The organism is Pantoea sp. EKM20T, from assembly GCF_011800485.1.
Taxonomy (GTDB): Bacteria; Pseudomonadota; Gammaproteobacteria; order Enterobacterales; family Enterobacteriaceae; genus Pantoea; species Pantoea agglomerans.
Window position 1 is genome coordinate 284,318 of the sequence record NZ_JAALFW010000004.1, and the last position, 23,593, is coordinate 307,910.

Consider the following 23,593-nt stretch of genomic DNA (forward strand, 5'->3'; position numbering starts at 1 on the left):
ATCGTACGGCACGCGAGGACTTAAGGGTGGTCATCGCCATCGGGTGGCGGTGTCCCACTGATTTTTGGCACACACTCATGGCGAAACCACTTCAGCGTCACCGGCTGCCGGCGGAACAGACGCGTACCCAGCGGAATCAACTGCTCGCCCACCAGCATGCCAAACAGCCCCACTAAAGCAATAACCGGCGGTGCCGGAGAGTTCACGTTGATCAGGGCATAGATTACCCCGGCAAGCAGCCCCACCGTGAGAGAAATAATGTAGGATTTCAACATGTTCAGCTTACCCGCGAAACAGGTGTAACAAACGGCGCATCGGATCGCTGCAGGGTGGTCGCATGCTCTGCGGGCAAGACTGCATGAACCAGCGCCCCACCCAGCAACATCCCCAGCAGCCCCACCAGCGCAATCGCGGGCGGAGCCGGTGAACGCACCTTTAGCAGGCCGTAAAGCAGGCCAATCAATACCCCTGCAGCCAGAGAAAGCAGTAAAGGATTCATAACCGGACTCCTGTTATGCCTGCTGACCGGCAGACGTAAGCCGATCAGCAGGACGCCCCTTAGCGGACCGGTGCGTGAACCGGTGCCAGGGTACGGTGTTCACTTTTCTGACGTGACGGCGCTTTGTGTACCATGGTGTAGGCATAATCCACACCAATGCCATAGGCACCTGAATGCTCTTTGGCGATGTTCATCACTGCATCGTAAGTGTCACGGTTGGCCCAGTCACGCTGCCACTCCAGCATCACCTGCTGCCAGGTCACCGGCACCACACCCGCCTGAATCATGCGCTGCATCGCGTAGTCGTGCGCTTCTTTGGTGGTGCCGCCTGACGCATCCGCCACCATATAGATCTCGTAATCCCCTTCCAGCATTGCGCACAGTGCAAAGCTGTTGTTACACACTTCCGTCCAGAGACCGGACACCACCACTTTTTTCTTGCCGTTCGCGGCCAGCGCATCACGCACTTTCTGGTCATCCCAGGAGTTCATTGAGCTGCGCTCCAGAATGTCCTGACCCGGAAACACATCCAGCAGTTCAGGATAGGTGTGGCCAGAGAAGCTTTCGGTTTCGACGGTGGTAATGATGGCGGGGATATTGAAGACTTTCGCCGCCTTCGCCAGCGCAACGGTGTTGTTTTTCAGCACCTGGCGGTCAATCGACTGCACGCCAAAGGCCATCTGCGGCTGCTGGTCGATGAAAATAATCTGGCTGTTATGTGGCGTGAGGACTTCAAGCTTAGCGTTGGACATGCGTTCACCCATAGAGGTTATGTAACGGAATTTTCGCCAATTGGCGCGGAGCAAAAGGACGGTCAGTGCAGGTTTAACGTCCTGCTGCTGGCTGTCTGGTCGCAGTGTAGGGCGACGGGCGAAGGCAAACTATTATCTCTGCGTATAACTATACGAAGGTATAGGTATCCCTCTGTATAACTAGACGACGCATTAACCCGCTCACCATAATCCGGCTTATTCGTGCCCTGTTATCTGCGGCACTTCCTGTCCCGCACTACGTCGGACAACCCCGTTGAGGAGGATCTATGGTTACGCTGGGTAAAGCAGAACTGATACTGACCCATGGCAAATTTCATACTGTTGACCGCAGCAATCCGGTGGCAGAAGCGGTTGCGATTCGTGATGGCAAATTCGTTGCGGTAGGCACACTGGCAGAGGCGATGGAGTATCACTGCGACGGCACCAAAGTGATCGATCTTAAAGGTCACACCGCCGTGCCGGGCCTGAACGATTCCCACCTGCACCTGATACGTGGTGGTCTGAACTACAACCTTGAGCTGCGCTGGGAAGGGGTTCCGTCGGTTGCCGATGCGCTGCGGATGCTGAAAGAGCAGGCGCTGCGCACGCCGTCACCGCAGTGGGTGCGTGTGGTAGGCGGCTGGACCGAGTTCCAGTTTGCCGAGCGCCGGATGCCGACGCTGGATGAGATCAACGAGGCGGCCCCCGACACGCCGGTCTTCGTGCTGCATCTTTATGACCGCGCCCTGCTCAACCGCGCAGCGCTGAAAGTCGTCGGCTACACCAAAGAGACACCGAACCCGCCGGGTGGCGAAATCCAGCGCGACAGCAACGGCAATCCCACCGGTCTGCTGATCGCCCGTCCCAATGCGATGATCCTCTACGCCACCCTGGCCAAAGGACCGAAACTGCCGCTGGAACAGCAGATCAACTCGACCCGTCAGTTTATGCGCGAGCTGAATCGACTGGGTCTGACCAGCGCCATTGATGCGGGCGGCGGCTTCCAGAACTATCCCGAAGATTACGAAGTGATCGCTGAACTGCATCAGAAAAAGCAGATGACGCTGCGTATCGCCTACAACCTCTTCACTCAGCGTCCGGGTCATGAACTGGAAGATTTTGAGAAGTGGACGGACATGCTGACGCCAGGCCAGGGCAGCGACTATTTCCGTCACAACGGCGCAGGCGAAATGCTGGTGTTCTCTGCCGCCGACTTCGAAGATTTCCTGGAGCCACGTCCGGACTTAGCGCCTGGCATGGAGGATGAGCTGGAGCGCGTGGTGCGTCATCTGGTGGAACATCGCTGGCCTTTCCGTCTGCATGCAACCTATGACGAGTCGATCAGCCGGATGCTGGATGTCTTTGAAAAGGTCAACCGCGATATTCCGTTTAATGGTCTGCACTGGTTCTTTGACCACGCGGAAACCGTTACTCAGCGCAATATCGATCGTATCAAAGAACTGGGCGGTGGCATTGCGGTGCAGCATCGCATGGCATTCCAGGGCGAATACTTTGCTGAACGCTACGGCATTGAAGCCACCCGCCATACCCCACCAGTTCAGAAAATGCTGGAAACCGGCGTTCCGGTCGGACTCGGCACCGATGCAACCCGCGTCGCCAGTTATAACCCCTGGACCGCGCTCTACTGGCTGGTTTCCGGTCGCACCGTGGGCGGCATGCAGATGTATGACGTCAATGCCCGCCTTGACCGCGAAACGGCGCTGATGCTCTGGACTCAGGGCAGCGCCTGGTTCTCCAGCGAACAAAATAAAAAAGGTCGGATTCAGGTAGGTCTTCTGGCGGATCTGGCCGTGCTGAGCAAAGATTTCTTCAGCGTGCCGGAAGAGGAAATTAAAGGCATTGAGTCAGTGCTGACGGTGGTGGATGGCAATATTGTCTATGCCGCCGGATCGTTCAGCGCGGATGCGCCGCCCGCTATTCCGGTTCTGCCTGAGTGGTCGCCGGTGGTGAATGTGCCAGGTCACTATCGGAGCGCTCCGCCGGTTGCGCAGAGCCGTGCGGGTATGATGCCCGCCGTGCATCACTGCAGCGGCCCCTGCGGTGTTCATCGCCACTCGCATGAGATCGCCCGTGGTTCCAGCGTTCCGGTCGCCGAAGATAACGCCTTCTGGGGCGCGCTCGGCTGCAGCTGCTTCGCGTTTTAATCATGAATAACGCTATCACTCAATCGCCCCGCATCAACGCGGGGCTGTTCTTCCTGCGCCTGACCGGCAGTCTTCTGCTGTTACAGGTGCATGGACTGCCGAAAATTCTGCATTTCAGCGAAGAACTGACGCGTATAGAAGACCCGTTTGGTCTGGGACCGATGATGAGCCTGCTGCCAGCGATAGTGGCAGAAGTCATCTGCCCGATCTTTATTATTCTCGGCTGGGGTAGCCGGATTGCCTGCCTGCCGATCATCGCGGTGCTGCTGGTCGCGATGCTGGTGGTACACCCTGGCTGGTCACTGGCGGAAGGCCAGTTCGGCTGGCTGCTGCTGATTATCTTTACCACGCTGGCGCTGACCGGGCCTGGCGGCTGGCGAATCGGCGCGGTGAAACATCAGGGGGTTCGTCATGGCGCAGGTTAATGATATCCACCAGCTGGAGCAGGAGCAGCCTGAGGTCCAGGCCGCTGGCGAGATTTCGCCGTTACAGCCGCTACGCAGGCCGGTGTTCCGCATGCTGTGGATCGCCACCGTCGTCTCCAATATCGGTTCATGGATGAACGATGTGGGTGTGAACTGGAGCATGCTGACGCTGAGTGCCGATCCGCTGGCCGTGGCGCTGGTGCAGGCGGCCAGCAGCCTGCCGATGTTCCTGTTCGCGCTGCCATCAGGCGTGATGGCGGATATCGTTGACCGCCGCAAATATCTGCTGTTTTCCCAGCTATGGACCTTTATCGCCGCCTGTGGACTGACGGTGCTCGCCTGGACCGGCCATGTCACTCCCGAGGTGCTGCTGGTGGCAGCCTTCTTGCTGAGCGCCGGTGCCGCCATGAGTTCACCGCCATTTCAGGCGGTAGTGCCGGATCTGGTGTCGAAACCGGAGCTGGGCGCGGCCATTGCCCTTAACTCACTCGGTATTAATATCAGTCGTGCCATCGGCCCGGCGCTGGGTGGCCTGATCCTCTCGTTCACTGGTCCCTGGATGGTCTTCCTGCTGAATGCGCTCTCAGTGCTGGGCGTCGCCTGGGTGCTCTGGCGCTGGAAGGCGGAGCCGAGCGTGCAGCGCCTCCCGCCCGAACACTTCTTTCCGGCGGTTCGTGCCGGACTGCGCTACGTTCACGCGGCACCGGTGTTGCGTAATGTGCTGGTGCGAACCTTTGCCTTCTTCCTGTTTGGCAGTGCGGGCTGGGCATTGCTGCCGCTGGTGGCGCGTCGTGAACTCGGCCTGGGCCCTGGCGGCTACGGCATCATGCTGGCCTGTATCGGTGTTGGCGCGATTACCGGCGCGGTGCTGTTGCCACGCCTGCGTCGTCGCCTGAGCTCCGATCGCCTGATGGTACTCGCCAGTCTTGTTTTCGCCATGACCATGCTGGCGCTGGCTTTTGTACGCCACTTCTGGCTACTGAATGCGTTTGAATTTTTTACCGGATTTGCCTGGATTGCCGTGCTCTCGACGCTGAATCTCGGCGCACAGCGCAGCGCCGCGAAATGGGTAAAAGCCCGCGCGCTGGCGGTCTATCTGACGGTGTTCTTCGGCTCCATGACCGCTGGCAGCGCACTCTGGGGACAGCTCGCCTCGCACTTCAGCATTCCGCTGTCGCTCTGCATCGCCGCACTGGGCATGGTGCTGGCCAGCAGCACCGTCTGGCGCTGGCGGCTCGACCAGGATCCCGACCTCAATCTCGATATGATTGGTGATGGCGTTAACGCGCCCGCACTGGATATTCGTCACGAACGCGGCCCGGTGATGGTGAATTACGAATACCGGATTACTATTAATGATGCACATGCCTTTACCGTCTGCATGCAGGATATGCGGCGGGTCAGGCGTCGCGGTGGCGCCATCAACTGGTCACTGTATGAAGATATTCTGCAGCCCGGCATTTTCGTTGAGACCTTTGTCGTCGGCTCCTGGGTCGAGCATCTGCGTCAGAAAGAGCGCTACACCATCAACGACAAAAAGATAGAGCGACGGGTTTTCGCTTTTCATCAGGGTGAACATTCACCCGAGGTTCGCTATCTGGTGGCGCCAGCATGACTGGCACACCATCTTTTCATCCATCACGTCATACAGAGGGCAATACCATGAGCACCTTTAAAACGACCGACGGCACACAGATCTACTTTAAAGACTGGGGCACCGGTAAGCCGGTTCTGTTCAGCCACGGCTGGCCGCTGGATGCCGATATGTGGGACAGCCAGATGAACTTCCTGGCGGAGCACGGTTATCGGGTTATCGCCTTTGACCGTCGTGGATTTGGTCGTTCTGATCAGCCCTGGACCGGTAATAACTACGATACCTTTGCTTCTGACATCAACGATTTAATCACCCATCTCGACCTGCAGAATGTGACGCTGGTGGGTTTCTCAATGGGTGGCGGCGACGTCACACGCTATATCGGCAGCTATGGCAGCGATCGCGTCGCGGCACTGGTGCTTCTCGGTGCCGTCACGCCAATCTTTGGCAAAACGGCAGACTACCCGCAGGGTGTCGATATGTCGGTGTTTGAAGGGATTCGTGATGGCCTGCTTAAGGATCGCGCGCAGTTTATCAAAGAGTTCGCTACGCCGTTTTATGGTACCAATGCCGGACAGACCGTTTCTGATGGCGTCATGACGCAGACGCTGAACATCGCGCTGCTCGCTTCGCTGAAGAGCACTGTTGATTGCGTCACCGCTTTTGCTGAGACCGATTTCCGTGCTGACGTAGCGAAAGTGAATGTGCCGACGCTGGTGATTCATGGCAGCAACGACCAGATCGTTCCGTTTGAATCCACCGGCAAAGTGGCGGCGGAGATGATAGAAGGTGCTGAACTCAAGGTTTATGACAATGCGCCGCACGGTTTTGCGGTGACACATCAGGATCAACTGAATCAGGATCTGCTGGCGTTTCTTAACGCGCAGTGATGCAAAAAAACTGCGCGGTGACAGCCGCGCAGTTTTCATTTTAACGGGTTGGATGATTCACTTCGTTGGGACGCAGATCGAATAACAACACCTCCGCTCCTTCACCGTGACTGAACGACAGGGTTTTCTCATTGCGAACCCGCGCACCGTCTCCGGCATTAAATTGCAGGCCATTTACCCTGACACTGCCGCGCGCCACATGAATATACGCATAGCGGTCGTCCGGCAGAGTGATTGTCTGCTGCTCATCCCCCTGGAACAGTCCCGCATAGATGCGAATATCCTGGCGCACCCGCAATGCCCCGTTTTCACCTTCCGGCGAAATAATCAGTCGCAGATTACCGCGTTTATCCGCTTCGCTGACGGAGACCTGCTGGTAGCCTGGCGGACTATTTTTCTCTGCCGGCACCACCCAGATTTGCAGAAAGTGAACACCCTCGGTGCCCGAGTGGTTGAACTCACTGTGAGTTACACCGCTACCGGCACTCATCAGCTGCACATCCCCGGGAACAATCACAGAGCCGGTGCCCATGGAGTCTTTATGCTCCAGCGCGCCCTCCAGGACATAGGAGATAATCTCCATGTTGCTGTGAGGATGGGCGCCAAAACCGCGACCTTTGGCTACCCGATCATCATTGATCACCAGCAGATCTGAAAAGCCCGCCTGCTTTGGATCCCAGTAATTTGCAAAAGAGAAGGTGTGACGTGAATTCAGCCAGCCGTGATCGCCCACGCCGCGTTGCTCTGACAATCTTTGCTCAATCATATTCTGCCCCTTCGTTGATTCGGGAAGTGCGAATGCCCTTCGATGGAAACAGCATATAAGTAAACCAGGTAGTCACACAATGGCGTGAACTGGCAATGACTGTCGCGTTTTAGTAGACAATAAAGACGAGGTTATGGCGGGGCCAGGTTTTGCGGATTAATCCTTCAGCTACTGGCTCGTACCACCAGCTCACCCTGCATGATCACACATTGTGGCGGAGAGTCGGGCCGGATGATTTTTTGCAGCACCAGCTCACAGGCACGACGGCCAATCTCCCTGGAGGGCTGAGCCAGAGTCGTCAGCGGCGGCGATACCATGTCGGCCAGTTCACTGCCGTCAAAACCCACCACGGCAATGTCCTGAGGTATCCGCAGACCCGCCTGCTGTATCGCCGCCATGGCACCCGCTGCCAGCGTATCTGAAACCGCAAACACGGCGTCAGGTCGTGTCTCGCCCGCCAGCAGCTGATTCATCGCGGCTTTTCCGGCGCTGAAGCTTAACTCACTGGCGTAAGCGATGGCCTGCCATGCCAGTTGTTGCTCTTTGAGTTGATGTGCGTAGCCCTGCTGACGCAGGCGGGCATATCGGTAGCGGAGGTCGTGATTGATCAGCGCAATGCGCTGACGTCCCTGTCCGGCCAGATAGTGCACCACTGACTGCGCAGCGACGTCATCATCAATCCCGACGCAGGAGATCTGGCCATTATCATCATGTTCGGCGCACTGAACCCAGGGTGCCTTGCCTATCAGCTGGCTCAGCTCCGGCAGCTTGCTGAAAGCATCCATGGTGATAATGCCATCCACCATCTTGCCGGAGAGCAGTTGCAGGCTGGATCGCGAACGGGCAATATCCGCGCCCGAGTTACACAACAGGATGCGATAGCCATTTTTCTCCGCCTGCTCCTCAATGCCTTTGACCACCTCTGCGCAAAACGGGTTAGAGATATCGGAAACCAGTACCAGAATCATCGAGCTGCGCGCCGTACGCAGCTGGCGCGCCAGCAGGTTAGGCTGATAGTTGCTCTCTTCGATTGCCTCAAGGACTTTCTGCCGGTTAGCCGGTTTTACGCTGTCGCTGTTATTCAACACCCGGGAAACGGTGGCAACCGAAACACCCGCCATCCGGGCGATTTTCTGAATAGACATAGCGATCCCTCTGTTTTTAACTTACCCGAAGAAAACTTTTGAATCCATGCCGCCTCAGACGTCGCGATCCAGACCCAGTTGATGGCGCACCGAAGGGGCGTTCTCTGATAAAGCAAAATCATCAAAAGCGCGGTCAGCCACCGGGATGATATGCCGGCGGATGAATTCTGCCCCTTCACGCGCCCCGGTCTCGCCATCCTTCAGACAGCACTCCCACTCCAGCACCGCCCAGCCGTCATAGTCGTACTGGGCAAGTTTGCTGAAAATGCGGCTGAAGTCGATCTGGCCATCGCCCGGCGAGCGGAAGCGTCCGGCGCGCGCCAGCCACGGCTGATAACCGCCATATACTCCGCTGCGTCCATTTAACTGGTACTCCGCATCCTTAACGTGAAAGGCTTTGATACGCGGATGATAGAGGTCGATGAACTGCAGATAGTCGATGTGTTGCAGAAGAAGATGGCTGGGATCGAACAGGATATTGCAGCGCGGGTGGTGATTCACCTCTGACAAAAAGCGCTCAAACGTGACACCGTCATGCAGGTCTTCGCCGGGATGTATCTCATAGCAGAGGTCCACACCGTGATGGTCAAAACTATCCAGCACCGGCAGCCAGCGGCGCGCCAGCTCAGCAAACGCCTCATCAAACAGGGCTTCGTGGTGTGGCGGCCAGGGATAGAACCAGGGCCAGGCGAGCGAGCCGGAAAAGGTGGCATGTGCGCGCAGGCCGAGTTTTTCAGAAGCAGCAGCCGCACGCTTTAGCGTAGCGATGGCCCAGTCGGTACGCCGGGCGGGATCGCCTCGCAGCGCGGCAGGCGCAAAATTATCAAAAGCGAGATCATAGGCGGGGTTCACGGCAACCAGTTGCCCTTCCAGATGCGTTGAAAGCTCACTGATCTCCAGTCCGAAACCGGCCAGTGTTCCCCGCACCTCGTCGCAGTAAGTCTGGCTGACCGCTGCCTGCTTAAGGTCGAAAATAGCGGGCTGGTGGCAGGGGATCTGCAGTGCCCGGTATCCCAGTCCGGCGGCCCACTCCGCCAGCCCCGCCAGTGAGCTAAAAGGCGGCTGGGTGGTAATGAATTGAGACAGGAAGATGCCGGGTCCCTTAACTGTTTTCATCTGTGACTCCTGATTTCAGTTACCGCTTAATCACGGTATTTGAATGAGAAGAAGAAAATAATCGCAATCACCGCAGCCGCCACGGCAGGGATCCACCAGAATATCGCCCAGCTCTCTGCGCTGGCGTTACCCGCCACCAGCTGATTGTAGAGCGCACCGGAGATTTGCGATCCCAGCAGCATGCCGATGCCGTAGGTGAACATCACCACCATGCTCTGCGCCTGCCCCTTGACCTTTTCACCGGCGATCCGATCGGTGTAGATGAATCCCACCACAAAGAAGAAGTCATAGCAGACGCCATGCAGCAGAATGCCAATGTAAATCAGCGTGCGCGTCTCATCACTCATGCCCAGCGCAAACAGTGCATAGCGGACAAACCACGCTGTCATCCCAATCAGCAGCATGACTTTCACGCCAAGACGGCGGAACAGCAGTGGAATGATCAGCATGAAAACAATTTCAGACATCTGACCCAGTGACATCAGGGTGCTGACTTCCCGAATGCCGGCATCCGCCAGCCAGGAGGCGGTAAAGGCGTAGTAGGTGCCGAGCGGAATAGAGATCAGGGTGGCACATACAGCAAAGACCAGGAAATGACGCAATCGCAGCAGTGCGAAGGCATCGGCGCAGAAGAGATCGCGGACTTTTAACGGCAATCCTTTGGCTGGTGCCGGCGTATGTGGCAGCGTCAGGCTGTAGATCGCCAGCAGTACCGAACAGAGCGCCGCCAGCTGGAACACTGCCACGCTGTCAGCAATGCCGGTTACGCCGATAAAGATCCCCGCCACGATCCAGCCGATGGTGCCGAAGACTCTGACGATGGGAAAGCTTTTCTCGCTGCTGGCGAGGCTGTGAAAGGCGATGTTATTTGAAAGCGCCAGCGTCGGCATAAAGCAGAGCGTATAGCCAAACAACAGTGCGATCAGCTGCGCCCCATTCTCCGCGATTAGCGCCTGGGGCACGAACCAGAGAATCGCTGCGCCCGCCAGGTTCATCACCGCCATTACTTTCTGTGAGGGAAAAAAGCGATCCACCAGCATGCCGAGCACAAACGGCGAGAGAATCGAGGCGATGGGCCCGGCCGAAAACGCATCCCCAATCAGCAACGGCATGTTGTGACGAGTCATTACCAGCCCCAGCGTCACCGACCAGCTGCCCCAGATAAAGAACTGCATAAACATCATCAGAGAGAGGCGCGGCACCAGCAGCTTATGCTGCATCTGCTGGCCTGCTCTCTCCTGCACTGTTGCAATCATGGGAACCTCACGAATAAGTAATCGATTACATTCTGATTGCTCACAACGTAAACGAATGCAGCCGACTGTTCCTTCGCCGCGATCACAAATTATTAACTCTGCGTTATCACTCTGTAAATAACAAGGCGATGCCGGGCGGGCCGATCAGCGACTGGCATTAACTATCCGCGCTTTACGGAAGCGGTAACGCTCATACAGCACCGAGTAAAGGCCGCCTGCCACCACCAGAATCGCACCCATCACCGTGGTGGAGGTTGGCAGATTGCCGAGCAGCAGATAACCCACCGCCACTGACCAGATTAAGGTGGTGTAGTCGAACGGGGCCAGCAACGACGCTTCAGCATAGCGCAGGCTCAGAGTCATCAGAATCTGAGTAATACCGCCCAGCAGCCCACATCCCACCAGTAATGCCAGCTGATTGCCATGCGGCACTTTCCAGCCGCCTGGCAGCGTGACCAGCGATGTTAAGGCCGTGGTAATAGCGAACCAGAAAGCGATGGCGCCCGGCTTCTCTTTGCCGTTAAGAAAGCGGATCTGCACCAGCGCACAGGCGGTACAGAAGGCCGCCATCAACGCCAGCAGAATACCCGCCGATGCAGAAAGGGAAAATGTTGCCTGACGTGTCAGTGTGAGATGCCCGGAGAACATCACCAGAATGCCACTGAAACCGGTAAAGACCGCGACCCAGCGATGGTGACGCACTTTTTCGCGCAGAAATAGCGCCGCCAGCAGCACGGTAAACAGCGGCGCGGCATAGTTGATAGCCGTGGCGTCGGTCAGAGAAATGTAGAGCAGCGACAGATAACTGAAATAGAGTCCACCGGTTCCGGCCAGCCCGCGCACAAAATGCCCCCGGATATTGCGGGTGCGAATGCCGTCCAGCACGCTGCCCTGCAAGCGCAGCCAGATTAACAGCGGCACCAGTGCCAGCAGCGAGCGAAAAAATATGACTTCGCCGACCGGTATCGCCCCATCGAGTTCTTTTACACAGGCCAGCATCAGCGTGCTACTTAATGCAGCGGTGATCTTCATCGCTATGCCAGCGGAAGCGTTCATACGATTTTTGTTCTCTCAAAAGGGAAAATAAGCAGGGGAATCAGCACACTCCTTATCCATATTGTCATAATGTTGTTCTCCAATCTGCCGCGATTACTCTGCAGACGGCATTTTATCTTTTTTTGCCGCAGCATCACGGCATGAAGAGGCATGTAGTCCCGTTTCCCGGCTGATACACTCTGCCTTCTGCCCTGCTTTATGGGCCTCTTCTCTTAAGGAACGGGAGTGACCGATGTCCACGCTGCGTTTACTGTTATCTGAATCCAACGATCCCTGGTTTAACCTGGCGGTAGAAGAGTGCATTTTCCGCCAGATGCCGGCCACCCAGCGGGTGCTGTTTTTGTGGCGTAATGCGGAAACGGTGGTGATCGGGCGGGCACAGAATCCGTGGAAAGAGTGCAATACCCGACGCATGGCGGAAGATGGCATCCGGCTGGCACGTCGCAGCAGCGGCGGTGGCGCGGTGTTTCACGATCTCGGCAATTGCTGTTTTACCTTTATGGCCGGCAAGCCGGAGTATGATAAAAGCGTCTCGACTGAGATCATCCTGCGCGCACTGACTTCGCTTGGCGTACCCGCGGAGGCTTCTGGCCGTAATGACTTAGTGGTGAACACCGCTGACGGGCTGCGCAAAATATCCGGTTCAGCCTACCGTGAAACGCCGGATCGCGGTTTCCATCACGGCACTATTCTGATGGATGCCGACCTCTCTCGCCTGGCGGATTACCTTAATCCGGATGTGAAGAAATTGCAGGCGAAGGGAATTACCTCAGTGCGCGCCAGAGTGACCAATCTGGCGGAGTTAACGCCGGGTATCAGCTATCAGGCGATCTGCTCCGCGGTGACGGACGCATTTTTCAACTATTACGGTGAGCGCTGTGAGCCAGAGAGGATCTCTCCCGACGCCCTGCCCGATCTGCCGGGTTTCAGAGAGCAGTTCGCAAAGCAGAGTAGCTGGGAGTGGAATTTCGGTCAGGCACCCGATTTCTCGCATCTGCTGGACCAGCGTTTTGTCTGGGGTGGTGTGGAGATTCATTTCGATGTAGAACGCGGCGTGATCAGCCGCTGTCAGATTTTCAGCGACAGCCTCAACCCTGCGCCGCTGGAAGCGCTGGCGCAGCGGTTGCAGGGTGTGACCTATCGGCCCGATGCCCTTGAACCGGTGCTGAATCAGCTTATTGCGGATTTTCCGGAGCAACGCGCGGAGCTGACAGAATTGCAGCAGTGGCTGGTCGCCAGCGTGCGCTGAACATTTTTTTACTGGCCCGCGCGGATATCTGGCGCGGGCAAAAAACATCGCGTAAGCATCTGGCAAACCATAAACGCAAAAAACCCGCACAAGGCGGGTTTTAATTAATTATCAATATCAGGCTTATCTGCTCAGGCTATTGCCATCACGCGTTGATAAGCACCATTGATAATTAAGGCTTACATAGGGACAACGTTTGCCGCTGAAGGACCTTTAGCGCCGTTTTCAATAGTGAATTCGACCTGCTGACCTTCGTCCAGAGTTTTATAATCGTTGCTCTGAATTGCAGAGAAATGTACGAATACATCTTTGCTGCCATCCTGAGGAGAGATAAAACCGAAACCTTTACCAGCGTCAAACCATTTTACTAAACCAGTCATTTTATTAGACATCGATAATTCCTTAATTTATGAGCCACAAAGTGGCGAAGATGGCCTGTCTTTCAGAAGGTAACTTACCAGGCTTTTAGGAGGAGACTCATGAATAAGGGTATCTTGTGATATCGCTTGCACTGAGGACTGCTTTACTAAAACTGCTTTGATAAGGTCTGTGTTCCAAACCGATGACGCTATTAAGCCACGCCTCACCGACATTAGCAAACATTATTTTAATTTACTTTTAACATCCAGACGTCCGGAGCGCCCTTGTTGATTTCCCGAGCATTTTGAAACTTCAGGGCTGGCAGAATGATAATTTTCACTGAACGGTCAGAGAGTCAATAATAGTGCGGTTAATCATTGCTGAAAAATTATACGGCGGCCATGTAGCGATAAAGCGCAGCGATAAACAGTATCGCTGCGCCCTGCTTTATAGAACTCAGGCCAGTTGAGTCTGCTGACGGGCAGCATGTCGCGCCGTGAGCACAAAGACCATCAGACCGGCCACGCCCAGCGCAACACCCACCCACGCTGTTGAGATCCAGCCATAGCCCAGCGACACCGTCAGGCCCCCAAGATACGCGCCCATCGCATTGGCAATGTTCAACGCCGAGTGATTCATCGCAGCCGCCAGGGTTTGCGACTCATTGGCGACATCCATCAGGCGAATCTGCAACGACGGCAGCAGCACTGAGCAGGTGCCGATCAGGAACGTGGCCAGCAGGCCGGTTGCCACATGCTGAACCAGCACCGGGAAGGCCAGCATCACCAGCACGTTCCATAACAGCGTCCAGCCAATAATATTCAGCACCGGGCCATCAGCCAGACGGCCACCCACCAGATTACCGATGATCATTCCCAGCCCAAACGCCACCATCGCCCAGGGGATCAGCGAGGGGGAGATGCCAGCAATGTTAATCAGCGTCGGCGCGATATAACTGAAGATAGCGAACATCCCGCCAAATCCTACCGCCCCCACCAGCAGGGTCAGCAGCACCTGCGCGTTTTTCAGCGCGCCCAGTTCCCGCAGCGGATGCGCATCCACATCGCCAGGCGTGTAAGGAACATAGCGGCCAATCAGCAGGCAGGTTAGCAGTCCTATTGCGCCCACAAAGGTGAACACCACGTGCCAGCTAAATAACTGCCCTATCCAGGAGCCCAGCGGCACACCAATCAGGGTCGCCACCGTCAGTCCCAGCATCAGTGACGCCAGCGCGCGGCCACGACGTTCAATCGGCACCAGCGAGGCGGCTACCAGCGATGCCACACCAAAGTAGGCGCCGTGAGGCAGCCCGGTCAGAAAACGCGCCACGAGCAGGCCGTGATAGCTTTCGGCCATCGCGCTGGCAACATTACCGATGCTGAACAGCGCCATCAGGATCAGCAGCAGCGATTTACGTGCCATTCGCGCCGCCAGCACCGCAATAAACGGCGCACCGACCACCACGCCCAGTGCGTAACTGGCGATGGCGTTGCCCGCCTGCGGCTCGGTAATCGCAAGGGAGCGTGAAACATCTGGCAGCAGGCCCATCATGATGAACTCACCGGTACCGATGCCAAAGCCGCCCAGCGCGAGGGCCAGTAATGCCCAGCGGACAAAACCGGCATCGTCGGTTTTATGATTTTTTCTTAACAAAATTGATTCCCAATGGCCAGAACTGAAAAAACTGAAGTGAGCCGGAGAGAGAAAGCAGAGCGTGTTCCCGTCCGGGTGAAGCGGGCAGACTATAAAAAGTCAGGCTGCGCTTAGCAACCCATTTATGTGATCTGGCGCACAGTGAAGGCTGCGGTAACGTAGGTCTTTATCCGTGCCACTCTGGCGCATAGCGACCTGTTTAAGATCACAATCCGGAAAGCTACGCAGGCCCGAGTCGGGAATCTCTGTTTAACTGACCTCTCAGCGCTTCTTTTGCATAACAGGAATGACCAGATGACGACCAGAGTTATCCTTCTTACCGGTGCCAGCGGGCGCATCGGGCGCACTTTCTTTGCGGCCAGCCAGAACAACTACCGTTTTATCCTGACCGATTTATGTGAGCCGGATTACACGATACTCGCACCCCATCGTTTTATTGTGGCGGATCTGTCACAACCTGGTGCGGCGGAGAAATTACTGGCTGAAGAGCCTGTCGATACCGTCATCCACCTCGCCGGTATCCCGGATGCGCAGGCCAGTTTCGACGAACTGCTGCCCGCCAATATTCTCTCTACGACCTGGATACTCAAGGCAGCAGCTGAGCACCGCTGTCGTCGTCTGGTCTTTGCCAGCAGTGCGCAGACCATTGAGGGCTACCCGGCGGATGTCCAGATACATCCCGGCATGGCCGTCTCTCCCGCGAATCTGTATGGCGTCACCAAATGTTATGGTGAAGCACTTTGCGCCTTCTATGCCAGCCAGCACGGGTTGAGCTGTGTGGCGCTGAGAATCGGGGCGTTTGAACCTGCACTGGATAACAGCCTGCATAATGCGAGGGATTACAGCGCATGGCTGAGTCCGGAAGATGCCGTCAGATTGCTGACTGGCGCCGTCGAGGCAGAGAAGATCACCTTCTTTATTGGCTACGGCATTTCCGATAACCGCTTTAAGCGCTTTGATCTGACACAGACGCGAGAAGTGCTGGGCTATACGCCGTCTGATAACGCATTCAGGGCATTTGCGCCAGGTGAACTGGATTATTAGCCCCTCCCTGAGCCGTAACCGCTTCCAGTCCCGAGTCGGCTCGTTATTCTTCATCTCCGTGCCGCCGGCTGGTCCGGCGGCTGCTTCAGCCCTCAACTGAGACAACGCCGAAAAGAAGGCAGCGGCTGAATCGGCCAAATCAGTGCGTGCCGGTATTTACCCGGCGACCTATGTCTTTCAGCTGGGAATATTTTTCCAGCAGCTGTGGGCCATCATCCAGGCTCATGGCAAACATCCACATATAGGTCATCACCGAATAGATGTGACCCGCATTGGTCCCGCCACGGTTCGACATTACCGCAATGGTGACAGCAAATAGCAGCGCTGCCACGCTACCGATGGCCAGATAACCCCAGGCTTCCCGATCGGAGAGACGGATCCGCAGGCTGGCCAGCACGCCATAATGACGGTCCAGTGACGCAGCGTTAGCGTTGCTGACAAAGCTCACCTCTTTCTCCAGCCGGTTATTCAGACGACCAAACAGCACATCGTTTTTGCGGGTAAATCCCGGCAGGAAACAGGCGAAGAACAGCAGGATCGCCAGACAGCCCGCGCCGGTCCAGAACTCGATAGCCAGCAGCATCACCGCGGCGCCGGTCATAGAGGCCAGCGAGGTAATCAGCACCGGCAGATGTTTCTCAAAAAAGTCGACAAACTCGCGTGACAAGGCCACCCGCGCGGCAATGGTGGAAGCGCTCTGGTTTTCGTTACGCTGTGCCACAATCACCGGCACGGCCAGCCCGGCGTAAATACGGGCAAAGGTGCGGGTATCGACGCTGCGTCGTGCCGCTCCGATGGCCCACATGGTAAACACCATCACCGCATAGAGCACCGCATGCCAGGTCCTGCCGGAGAGAATCGCATTAATAGCGAAGCCCGCCAGCAGCGGATAGAGGAGATACATGACATTTTCAGCCACCACCAGCAGCAGCGTGAGGAACAGCTTGCGGCTATGGCGACGGCCGAGCATTTTTAATGTCAGAATAGCGCTGCGGGGTTTTGCTACCGGCAGGATCGTTTTTGAGGAATGCATAGTTTCTGTTTCTGATATCATGAGTCTTGAGCGGTTGCTCAAGAACGAAAAGCAGTCTATTTGAGCAGTTGCTCAAAGTCAACGTGACACTCATTGAGAGAGAGATGAAAGAGTCAGCTGAAGCACTGAGAACCAAAATCCTGGATGCCGCGATAGTGTTATTTATCGAGAAAGGGATCGAAAAAGTGACCACTCGGGAACTCACTGAGTCGGTGGGCATTTCACGCAGTCATATTTATCACTATTTCAGCAACTGGCAGACGCTCTGCCTGGCAGCGCTTGAACGCTTTATGCACGTGGATTTAGAAAATTTTGCTGACTCCCTGACTCTACTCACACCCCGCCAGAGGTTGCTGACGCTGTTCGAAAGTCATCTGCCGAGCGCACCGGATGCAACCTGGCAACTTTATGCTTCATTCTGGCAGATGGCTGCGCATCACGAAGCCTATGCCGCGCTGGCAGAACAAATGACGGCAGCGTGGCAGGCGCTGGTGGAGGAGATAATTCGTGACGGCGTCACAGATGGAACGCTGCGTTGTGCCGATATACCGCGCACCGCCCGGCAAATCAGTGCGATGCTTAACGGCTATGCCGATTTGCTGACCATCAATCCGTCGGAGAAAAAGGCAAGCGAAGGGATGGCTGACTTAACGCAGTTTATTGATCATCTCCTGTCGTAACGTGGATCTGACGCGTTATAAAGGCTTTAACAACGCCAGATTTTAATTAAATGTTAATAAAAGGTTTATTATTTTAATTGGTCTGCGCTTTTAACCCGCTATAAATGCAGCTTCTTCAGTCAAACTGACTTATGCTTTTTCCATCTGAAAAGGCCCCTTTTTGATAGCGTTTTGCCCCGGAAACAGCTATTTACACAGATTATTATCATTGACTTAGCACGCCCCGCGCAGGGTAAGCTGGTGTTTTTACGCCACTTATTAACAACGGACTAGCGAAGCGGCAATAATGTATACGTTCACAAACTCACCAAATGATTGATTCCTATAGCAAAGAATCTGTTATCTGCCGATAAAATTAAACATTGAGTCGGACCTTAAAAACACCTATATTGGCCGCGCTTAAAACACATACCCCAATTTAAATACATTTATTCAACTGCGACGCTACGCCCGTCCCGGTTGTAGGAGAGATATGATGACGGATAAAGTCCGTATTGATAGTTTGAATGCACAGAACTTAAACGCAACCAATGAAACCTATTTAGCCCGTCAGGCTGAATTTGAATCAAACGTTCGAAGTTATCCTCGCAAATTGCCGTTCGCGATTGCGAAAGCACAGGGTGTCTGGATCACAGACGTCGAGAATAATCAGTATCTCGACTGTCTTGCAGGTGCCGGAACGCTGGCATTGGGTCATAACCATCCAGACGTTCTGCAGAGCATTCAAAATGTCATTACCAGCGGCTTGCCGTTACATACTCTTGATTTAACCACGCCGTTAAAAGATGCGTTTTCTGAGTACCTGCTCTCGTTATTACCGGGTCAGGGCAAAGAGTACTGCCTGCAGTTTACCGGCCCGTCGGGCGCGGATGCCGTTGAAGCGGCGCTGAAACTGGCGAAAAAACACACCGGTCGTTCCGGCATCATCAGCTTCTCTGGTGCGTATCACGGCATGACCCACGGCGCGCTTTCGGTTACCGGCAACCTGTCACCGAAAGAAGCCGTCGACGGCTTGATGCCGGAAGTGCAGTTCATGCCTTATCCGCACCTCTACCGCTGCCCGCTGGGCATTGGCGGTGAAGCGGGCGTGAAAGCGCTGACCTACTACTTCGAAAACCTGATCAACGACGTTGAGAGCGGCGTTCGCAAACCGGCAGCCGTCATTCTGGAAGCGGTTCAGGGCGAAGGCGGTGTTAACCCGGCTCCGGCTGAGTGGCTGCAGCGCATCCGTAAAGTGACCAAAGAGCATGGCATTCTGCTGATCATCGACGAAGTGCAGGCGGGCATAGCCCGTACCGGTAAATTCTTCGCCTTTGAGCACGCCGGTATTGAGCCAGACATCATCGTGATGTCAAAAGCGGTCGGCGGCGGTCTGCCACTGGCGGTACTGGGCATTAAGAAAGAGTTCGACGCCTGGTCTCCTGGCCACCACACCGGCACCTTCCGTGGCAACCAGCTCGCAATGGCGACCGGCCTGACTACGCTGAAACTGCTGAAAGATAACAACATCGCTGACAAAGTTGCTGCACAGGGCGAATGGCTGAAAGGCAAACTGGGCGAGCTGCAGCAGCGCTACCCGGTAATCGGCAACGTGCGTGGTCTGGGTCTGATGATCGGCATTGAGCTGGTGAAACCTGACGAAGCCGCTGATCACATGGGCAGCTTCCCGGCAGACGGCGAGCTCTCCGCGCTGGTACAGAAAAAATGTTTTGAGAACGGCCTGATTCTGGAGCGTGGCGGACGTCACGGCAGCGTATTACGTCTGCTGCCTTCCCTGCTGATCACAGATGCAGAACTGGACGTGTTTATGGATAAATTTGAAAACGCCCTGCTGTCAGCTGGCGTGAAACCAGTTTGAGTGGAGTGAATGCAATGTCCCGGTTAAACCCGATTCTGGCGGCCTCAGCACAGAGTACCGAGGCCTACCAGCAGGCGATTGCCCAGAGTAGCGCGGCCGTCGTGAAGTGGCTGGAACAACCTGAGATGTATCAGGGAAAAACCGTCGCAGAGCTGCGCGAGCGCATTAAGCTGGACTTCAATCCTCAGGGCCTGGGCAACCAGGCCGCGATTGAACGCGCCATTGAGTACTTCCTCAAAGACAGCCTGTCGGTTCATCACCCGCAGTGTGTGGCGCATCTGCACTGCCCGAGCCTGGTTATCAGCCAGGCGGCGGAAGTCCTGATTAATGCCACCAACCAGAGTATGGATTCGTGGGACCAGGCACCTTCAGCCACCCTGATTGAGATGAAGCTGATCGAGTGGCTGCGCATCCAGGTCGGTTATCAGTCCGGCGACGCGGGTGTCTTTACCAGCGGCGGCACCCAGAGCAACCTGATGGGTCTGATGCTGGCGCGTGACGCCTGGTTTGCCCGTCAGGGTCATTCTGTTCAGCAGGATGGTTTAACCGGCGATCTGAAGAAGATTAAAGTCTTCTGTTCAGAGAATGCGCACTTCTCGGTTCAGAAGAATATGGCGCTGCTGGGTCTGGGCTATCAATCCGTGACGCAGGTGAAATGCGATCGCTTTGCCCGCATGGATATGGATGACCTGCGCCACAAACTGGCAGCCTCCAAAGCCAACGGTGAAAACATTCTGGCGATTGTTGCCACGGCGGGTACTACCGATGCTGGTGCGATCGATCCCCTGCGCGAAATCGCGGCGCTGGCGGCCGAAGAGAACATCTGGGTGCACGTCGATGCGGCCTGGGGCGGCGCGCTGCTGCTCTCAGAAAAGTATCGTGACTATCTGGATGGCATTGAGCTGGTCGATTCCATTACCCTGGACTTCCATAAGCAGTTCTTCCAGACCATCAGCTGTGGTGCTTTCCTGCTGAAGGAAGCGCGCCACTATGAGCTGATGCGCTACCAGGCGGCCTATCTGAACTCTGAGTTTGATGAAGCGCAGGGTGTGCCGAATCTGGTATCCAAATCCCTTCAGACCACCCGCCGTTTCGATGCACTGAAACTGTGGATGGGCCTGGAAGCGCTGGGTCAGAAACAGTATGCCGAAATCATCGATCACGGTGTGACGCTGGCACAGCAGGTTGCACAGTACGTTGATGAGCAGCCTGCGCTGGAGCTGGTGATGAAACCGCAGCTGGCCAGCGTGCTGTTCCGCTATCGTCCGGCGCATCTGGCGCACTTCAGCAGTGCGGATATTGCGTTGCTGAATCAGCGTATCGGTGATGCCCTGCTGGAATCGGGCCGCGCCAACGTTGGTGTGACCGAGTTCGATGGCGTGACCTGCCTGAAGATGACCCTGCTGAATCCGACAGTGACGCTGGAAGATATCAAAGTGTTGCTGACATTGGTGGAAACCACGGCACAGCAGCTGGTGTAAATAGTGGCGTCAGGGTTACTATCAGAGGCGCCTCAGGGCGCCTTTTCTTTTTCTGTGTTTATCCCTTTCATTCATCGGTGAGGCCACAGCGCCTGTGCGCTGGTTTGCCGGACACCTCCGCCTCTGCCCCTTTTGTGTAGCCCCTAGCCGATCTTGTATTGACTTACCCATTCAGCACAAAAATCCAGATACGCGAGTGTGATGGCTGAAGGATGTTTGTGCCTGACATAGACCAGATGTAAAGGCATCGAGTGAGTCGGATAATCGGACAACAACCGCACCAGCTTCCCGCTCTCCACATCAGGTTTCACTAAAAAATCAAACAACAGCGATACTCCGGCACCGCTCAGTGCGTAATGGCGCAGGCCCTGCGTGTTGTTGGAGGAAAAAAACGGCTCAAACTTTACCTTCTCGTCTCCGGATACCCACTCAAAGGAACCACTGTTAAGCCCTTCCCAGCTGGCTATCGGACACGTCGCCAGCGCCGCCAGCGTCTGCGGATGTCCAAAGCGTTCAGCCAGTTCAGGCGTGGCAACAAACCATGCCTCGACATTCATAACCGGTTTCGCAATTACATCCTCGGTATGCAACTCGCCCAGCCTGAGTGCCACGTCAATGCCATCTTCAAACAGATCCACCACTCTTTCCCCTGAGTGGCAAAACACTTTGATATCAGGATAGCGTTGCTGAAACGCATGCAGTAACTCCCACCAGATAGTGAAGTCAGGCGGCACCGATATTCGCAGTTTGCCCGCCAGTTTGTGCGCAGACCTGACCGTTTTGGTGGCCTCTTCCAGCAATTCCAGGCCAGGTCGCGATTGCTCAAAGAACTGTTGTCCTTTGTAGGTCGGCCTGACCCCTTTCTTTGATCGCTCCAGTAACTGCACACCCAGTGCCCGCTCCAGCTCGTTCACTTTCCGCACCAGCGTAGAGATGGGGATAGCCGTTCTCTCACTTGCCGCTGAAAAGCTGCCTGCCTGAACGACTGCAATAAAGAGTTTTGTCGCGTTGAGATCCATTATCTTTCCATATCTGGCAAACACGTACCCAATTCTGACCGTTTACTTCTTATTTTCAACTATTAAACTCCCTGTTTTGGCTAAGAGAATAAAAATAAAACGGCCCGTAAAAAATTCTTATTTCTAACGAATAAGTCTGGCTACACAGTATCCGGATAAGGAAAAAGCGATGAAAAACCGTGTGACAGAAATTCTGAATATTCGCTATCCCATTATTCAGGCACCCATGTATTTTCTGACCAATGCAACGTTTGTTGCTGCGGTATCCAACGCAGGCGGATTAGGCGTAATTGGCCCCAACGCCGGGCAGGATACATTGCCGGACTCTCGTTTCATGGCGCTGGAGCGCATGCGTGAGCAAATCAGAAAAACCAAACAGCTGACGGATAAACCTTTTGGGGCAACCCTGATCAATGGGCCGGATATGAGTTTCTGGCGGCCAACAGCTGAAATGTTTGTTGAAGAGAAGGTAGAGGTCGTTTTAGTTAATGAAGTGCTTGATGCCGAAATATTCGATTTTCTGAAACAACATCGCATCAAAATCCTTTATCGTGCGCTGACGCCTGACGTAGCGAATTCTCAGCAGGCTGAAAAGCTTGGCGCCGATATCATTGTCGCCACCGGATTTGATGAAGGCGGCACCGTGCCATCACGCATTATCGGAACGTTCAGCATCGTGCCTATGATCGCTGACAGTGTGAAAATTCCGGTGCTGGCGGCAGGCGGGATTGGGGATGTGCGTGGCGTGCGTGCAGCCATGGCGTTAGGTGCAGAAGGCGTCTGGATAGGCAGCCTGTTTTTAACCGCGCAGGAGAACCCGGCGGATGAGAAGGTCAAGCAGCTGATTGTTTCATCGAGCGCAGAAGATCTGCTACTTTTTCGCACCCTGCCCGCTTATTACCGTACATTGCCCACGCCGCTCAGCCCCAGGCTGGCAGAACTTGATGCGCACGGCGCTGACCGTGAAACCCTGTTCACTGCAATGAATGGCTACCACTCTTTATGGCAGGCGATGCGACTGGGCAATTTTGACAAAGGCGTCGTTTCGACAGGCACCGGCATCTCGATGATCAAATCGGTGCGAACCGTTGCAGCCATCGTCGCCGATCTGGCACAGGATTTCATCACTCAGCCGGAGAAACAGAAATCTGACGACACCGTTCTCAGTCTGTAATCTGTTTAAAGTTAGTGATGACTGCCGCCACCCTCGGGATCCGGTTGTCGGATGAGTCCGGACCGGGTCCAGCGTGCTGCCCGCAGTGTTCAATTGTGGGCCGTTATTCAGCTTTTTATCTTCGCAGCCTGCTGCCATACAGATTCAACCCTTTTCAGTCAAACAGACACAAGATAAAATAACAGCTTTTATTCCCTCATTTAGATTTCGTTTATTTAAGAATTTGCATGACGGCTTTATTTCAGCAGAGTCTGGAAAACCGCATCGCGATCAATGAATAAAGATTTTACTTCAGCCATAATTAATCAACACTCACGTTAAGTCACTGATAAAAATGAATAACATATTACAGATAAGAATAGTTTAATTTCACAGGAA

The 23,593-nt window shown here is 55.2% G+C and carries 22 protein-coding genes; 10 read left to right on the forward strand and 12 right to left on the reverse strand.

Features of this window, described 5'->3' with window-relative positions:
• Window positions 1–20 precede the first annotated feature (20 nt).
• The 3 genes from HFD94_RS09615 to HFD94_RS09625 are packed head-to-tail and all read right to left on the reverse strand — an operon-like array spanning window position 21 to window position 1,251.
• Window positions 21–275 carry a XapX domain-containing protein gene (locus HFD94_RS09615; protein WP_010247172.1) on the reverse strand — a complete coding sequence of 85 codons (255 nt, stop codon included), beginning with the start codon at window positions 273–275 and terminating at the stop codon, window positions 21–23.
• A 2-nt stretch (window positions 276–277) separates the two neighbouring features.
• Window positions 278–499 (reverse strand): XapX domain-containing protein, encoded by a 222-nt coding sequence (locus tag HFD94_RS09620; protein WP_010247175.1) that lies wholly within the window; start codon window positions 497–499, stop codon window positions 278–280.
• Between the two features lie 59 nt (window positions 500–558).
• Window positions 559–1,251 (reverse strand): hydrolase, encoded by a 693-nt coding sequence (locus HFD94_RS09625; protein ID WP_010247179.1) that lies wholly within the window; start codon window positions 1,249–1,251, stop codon window positions 559–561.
• 287 nt (window positions 1,252–1,538) lie between these two features.
• Between HFD94_RS09625 and HFD94_RS09630 the strand changes: the two genes are divergently transcribed.
• The 4 genes from HFD94_RS09630 to HFD94_RS09645 are packed head-to-tail and all read left to right on the forward strand — an operon-like array spanning window position 1,539 to window position 6,325.
• Window positions 1,539–3,416 (forward strand): amidohydrolase, encoded by a 1,878-nt coding sequence (locus tag HFD94_RS09630; protein ID WP_022624300.1) that lies wholly within the window; start codon window positions 1,539–1,541, stop codon window positions 3,414–3,416.
• A 2-nt stretch (window positions 3,417–3,418) separates the two neighbouring features.
• The gene (locus HFD94_RS09635; RefSeq protein ID WP_010670329.1) at window positions 3,419–3,841 is read left to right on the forward strand and encodes a DoxX family protein; all 423 of its coding nucleotides are present in this window, start codon (window positions 3,419–3,421) and stop codon (window positions 3,839–3,841) included.
• Complete coding sequence (locus HFD94_RS09640) at window positions 3,828–5,456, forward strand: MFS transporter (RefSeq protein WP_122889364.1); 1,629 nt, start codon at window positions 3,828–3,830, stop codon at window positions 5,454–5,456. The genes HFD94_RS09635 and HFD94_RS09640 overlap by 14 nt, the downstream gene beginning before the upstream one ends.
• A 47-nt stretch (window positions 5,457–5,503) precedes the next feature.
• Complete coding sequence (locus HFD94_RS09645; protein WP_010247190.1) at window positions 5,504–6,325, forward strand: alpha/beta fold hydrolase; 822 nt, start codon at window positions 5,504–5,506, stop codon at window positions 6,323–6,325.
• 40 nt (window positions 6,326–6,365) lie between these two features.
• On the opposite strand, the gene HFD94_RS09650 is transcribed toward HFD94_RS09645, so the two are convergent.
• The 5 genes from HFD94_RS09650 to HFD94_RS09670 form a co-directional block, all read right to left on the reverse strand.
• Window positions 6,366–7,091, reverse strand: coding sequence for a pirin family protein (locus HFD94_RS09650; RefSeq protein WP_031590637.1), 726 nt, complete (start codon window positions 7,089–7,091; stop codon window positions 6,366–6,368).
• Between the two features lie 164 nt (window positions 7,092–7,255).
• Window positions 7,256–8,236 (reverse strand): LacI family DNA-binding transcriptional regulator, encoded by a 981-nt coding sequence (locus tag HFD94_RS09655; RefSeq protein WP_052271576.1) that lies wholly within the window; start codon window positions 8,234–8,236, stop codon window positions 7,256–7,258.
• Between the two features lie 54 nt (window positions 8,237–8,290).
• Window positions 8,291–9,352 (reverse strand): sugar phosphate isomerase/epimerase, encoded by a 1,062-nt coding sequence (locus HFD94_RS09660; RefSeq protein ID WP_122889363.1) that lies wholly within the window; start codon window positions 9,350–9,352, stop codon window positions 8,291–8,293.
• Window positions 9,353–9,378: 26 nt separating this feature from the next.
• Window positions 9,379–10,608 carry an MFS transporter gene (locus HFD94_RS09665; RefSeq protein WP_122889362.1) on the reverse strand — a complete coding sequence of 410 codons (1,230 nt, stop codon included), beginning with the start codon at window positions 10,606–10,608 and terminating at the stop codon, window positions 9,379–9,381.
• A gap of 144 nt (window positions 10,609–10,752) precedes the next feature.
• On the reverse strand, window positions 10,753–11,664 hold the full coding sequence (locus HFD94_RS09670) for a DMT family transporter (RefSeq protein WP_010247205.1): 912 nt from the start codon (window positions 11,662–11,664) through the stop codon (window positions 10,753–10,755).
• 232 nt (window positions 11,665–11,896) lie between these two features.
• On the opposite strand from HFD94_RS09670, the gene HFD94_RS09675 reads away from it, so the two are divergent.
• Complete coding sequence (locus tag HFD94_RS09675) at window positions 11,897–12,913, forward strand: lipoate--protein ligase A (protein WP_010247208.1); 1,017 nt, start codon at window positions 11,897–11,899, stop codon at window positions 12,911–12,913.
• Between the two features lie 179 nt (window positions 12,914–13,092).
• Here the strand turns inward: HFD94_RS09675 and cspA are convergent, their stop codons facing one another.
• A complete protein-coding gene (cspA, locus tag HFD94_RS09680; protein WP_003855207.1) occupies window positions 13,093–13,305 on the reverse strand; it encodes an RNA chaperone/antiterminator CspA in 213 nt (70 codons plus the stop codon).
• A 424-nt stretch (window positions 13,306–13,729) separates the two neighbouring features.
• Window positions 13,730–14,926, reverse strand: coding sequence for an MFS transporter (locus HFD94_RS09685; RefSeq protein ID WP_122889361.1), 1,197 nt, complete (start codon window positions 14,924–14,926; stop codon window positions 13,730–13,732).
• Window positions 14,927–15,220: 294 nt separating this feature from the next.
• On the opposite strand from HFD94_RS09685, the gene HFD94_RS09690 reads away from it, so the two are divergent.
• Window positions 15,221–15,970, forward strand: coding sequence for an NAD(P)-dependent oxidoreductase (locus tag HFD94_RS09690; RefSeq protein WP_122889360.1), 750 nt, complete (start codon window positions 15,221–15,223; stop codon window positions 15,968–15,970).
• 139 nt (window positions 15,971–16,109) lie between these two features.
• On the opposite strand, the gene HFD94_RS09695 is transcribed toward HFD94_RS09690, so the two are convergent.
• Window positions 16,110–17,003: an ABC transporter six-transmembrane domain-containing protein gene (locus HFD94_RS09695; RefSeq protein WP_033773905.1), complete on the reverse strand. Its 894-nt coding sequence runs from the start codon at window positions 17,001–17,003 to the stop codon at window positions 16,110–16,112.
• Window positions 17,004–17,107: 104 nt separating this feature from the next.
• On the opposite strand from HFD94_RS09695, the gene HFD94_RS09700 reads away from it, so the two are divergent.
• The 3 genes from HFD94_RS09700 (at window position 17,108) to HFD94_RS09710 (ending at window position 21,022) form a co-directional block, all read left to right on the forward strand.
• Window positions 17,108–17,683: a TetR/AcrR family transcriptional regulator gene (locus HFD94_RS09700; RefSeq protein ID WP_010670320.1), complete on the forward strand. Its 576-nt coding sequence runs from the start codon at window positions 17,108–17,110 to the stop codon at window positions 17,681–17,683.
• A gap of 472 nt (window positions 17,684–18,155) precedes the next feature.
• Window positions 18,156–19,541, forward strand: a complete 1,386-nt coding sequence (locus HFD94_RS09705) for a diaminobutyrate--2-oxoglutarate transaminase (RefSeq protein WP_022624771.1) — start codon at window positions 18,156–18,158, stop codon at window positions 19,539–19,541.
• A gap of 14 nt (window positions 19,542–19,555) precedes the next feature.
• On the forward strand, window positions 19,556–21,022 hold the full coding sequence (locus HFD94_RS09710) for an aspartate aminotransferase family protein (RefSeq protein ID WP_167433079.1): 1,467 nt from the start codon (window positions 19,556–19,558) through the stop codon (window positions 21,020–21,022).
• Window positions 21,023–21,165: 143 nt separating this feature from the next.
• Here the strand turns inward: HFD94_RS09710 and HFD94_RS09715 are convergent, their stop codons facing one another.
• Window positions 21,166–22,041, reverse strand: a complete 876-nt coding sequence (locus tag HFD94_RS09715) for a LysR family transcriptional regulator (RefSeq protein WP_124890558.1) — start codon at window positions 22,039–22,041, stop codon at window positions 21,166–21,168.
• Between the two features lie 169 nt (window positions 22,042–22,210).
• Between HFD94_RS09715 and HFD94_RS09720 the strand changes: the two genes are divergently transcribed.
• Window positions 22,211–23,215: a nitronate monooxygenase family protein gene (locus HFD94_RS09720; protein ID WP_167433080.1), complete on the forward strand. Its 1,005-nt coding sequence runs from the start codon at window positions 22,211–22,213 to the stop codon at window positions 23,213–23,215.
• Window positions 23,216–23,593: the final 378 nt, after the last annotated feature.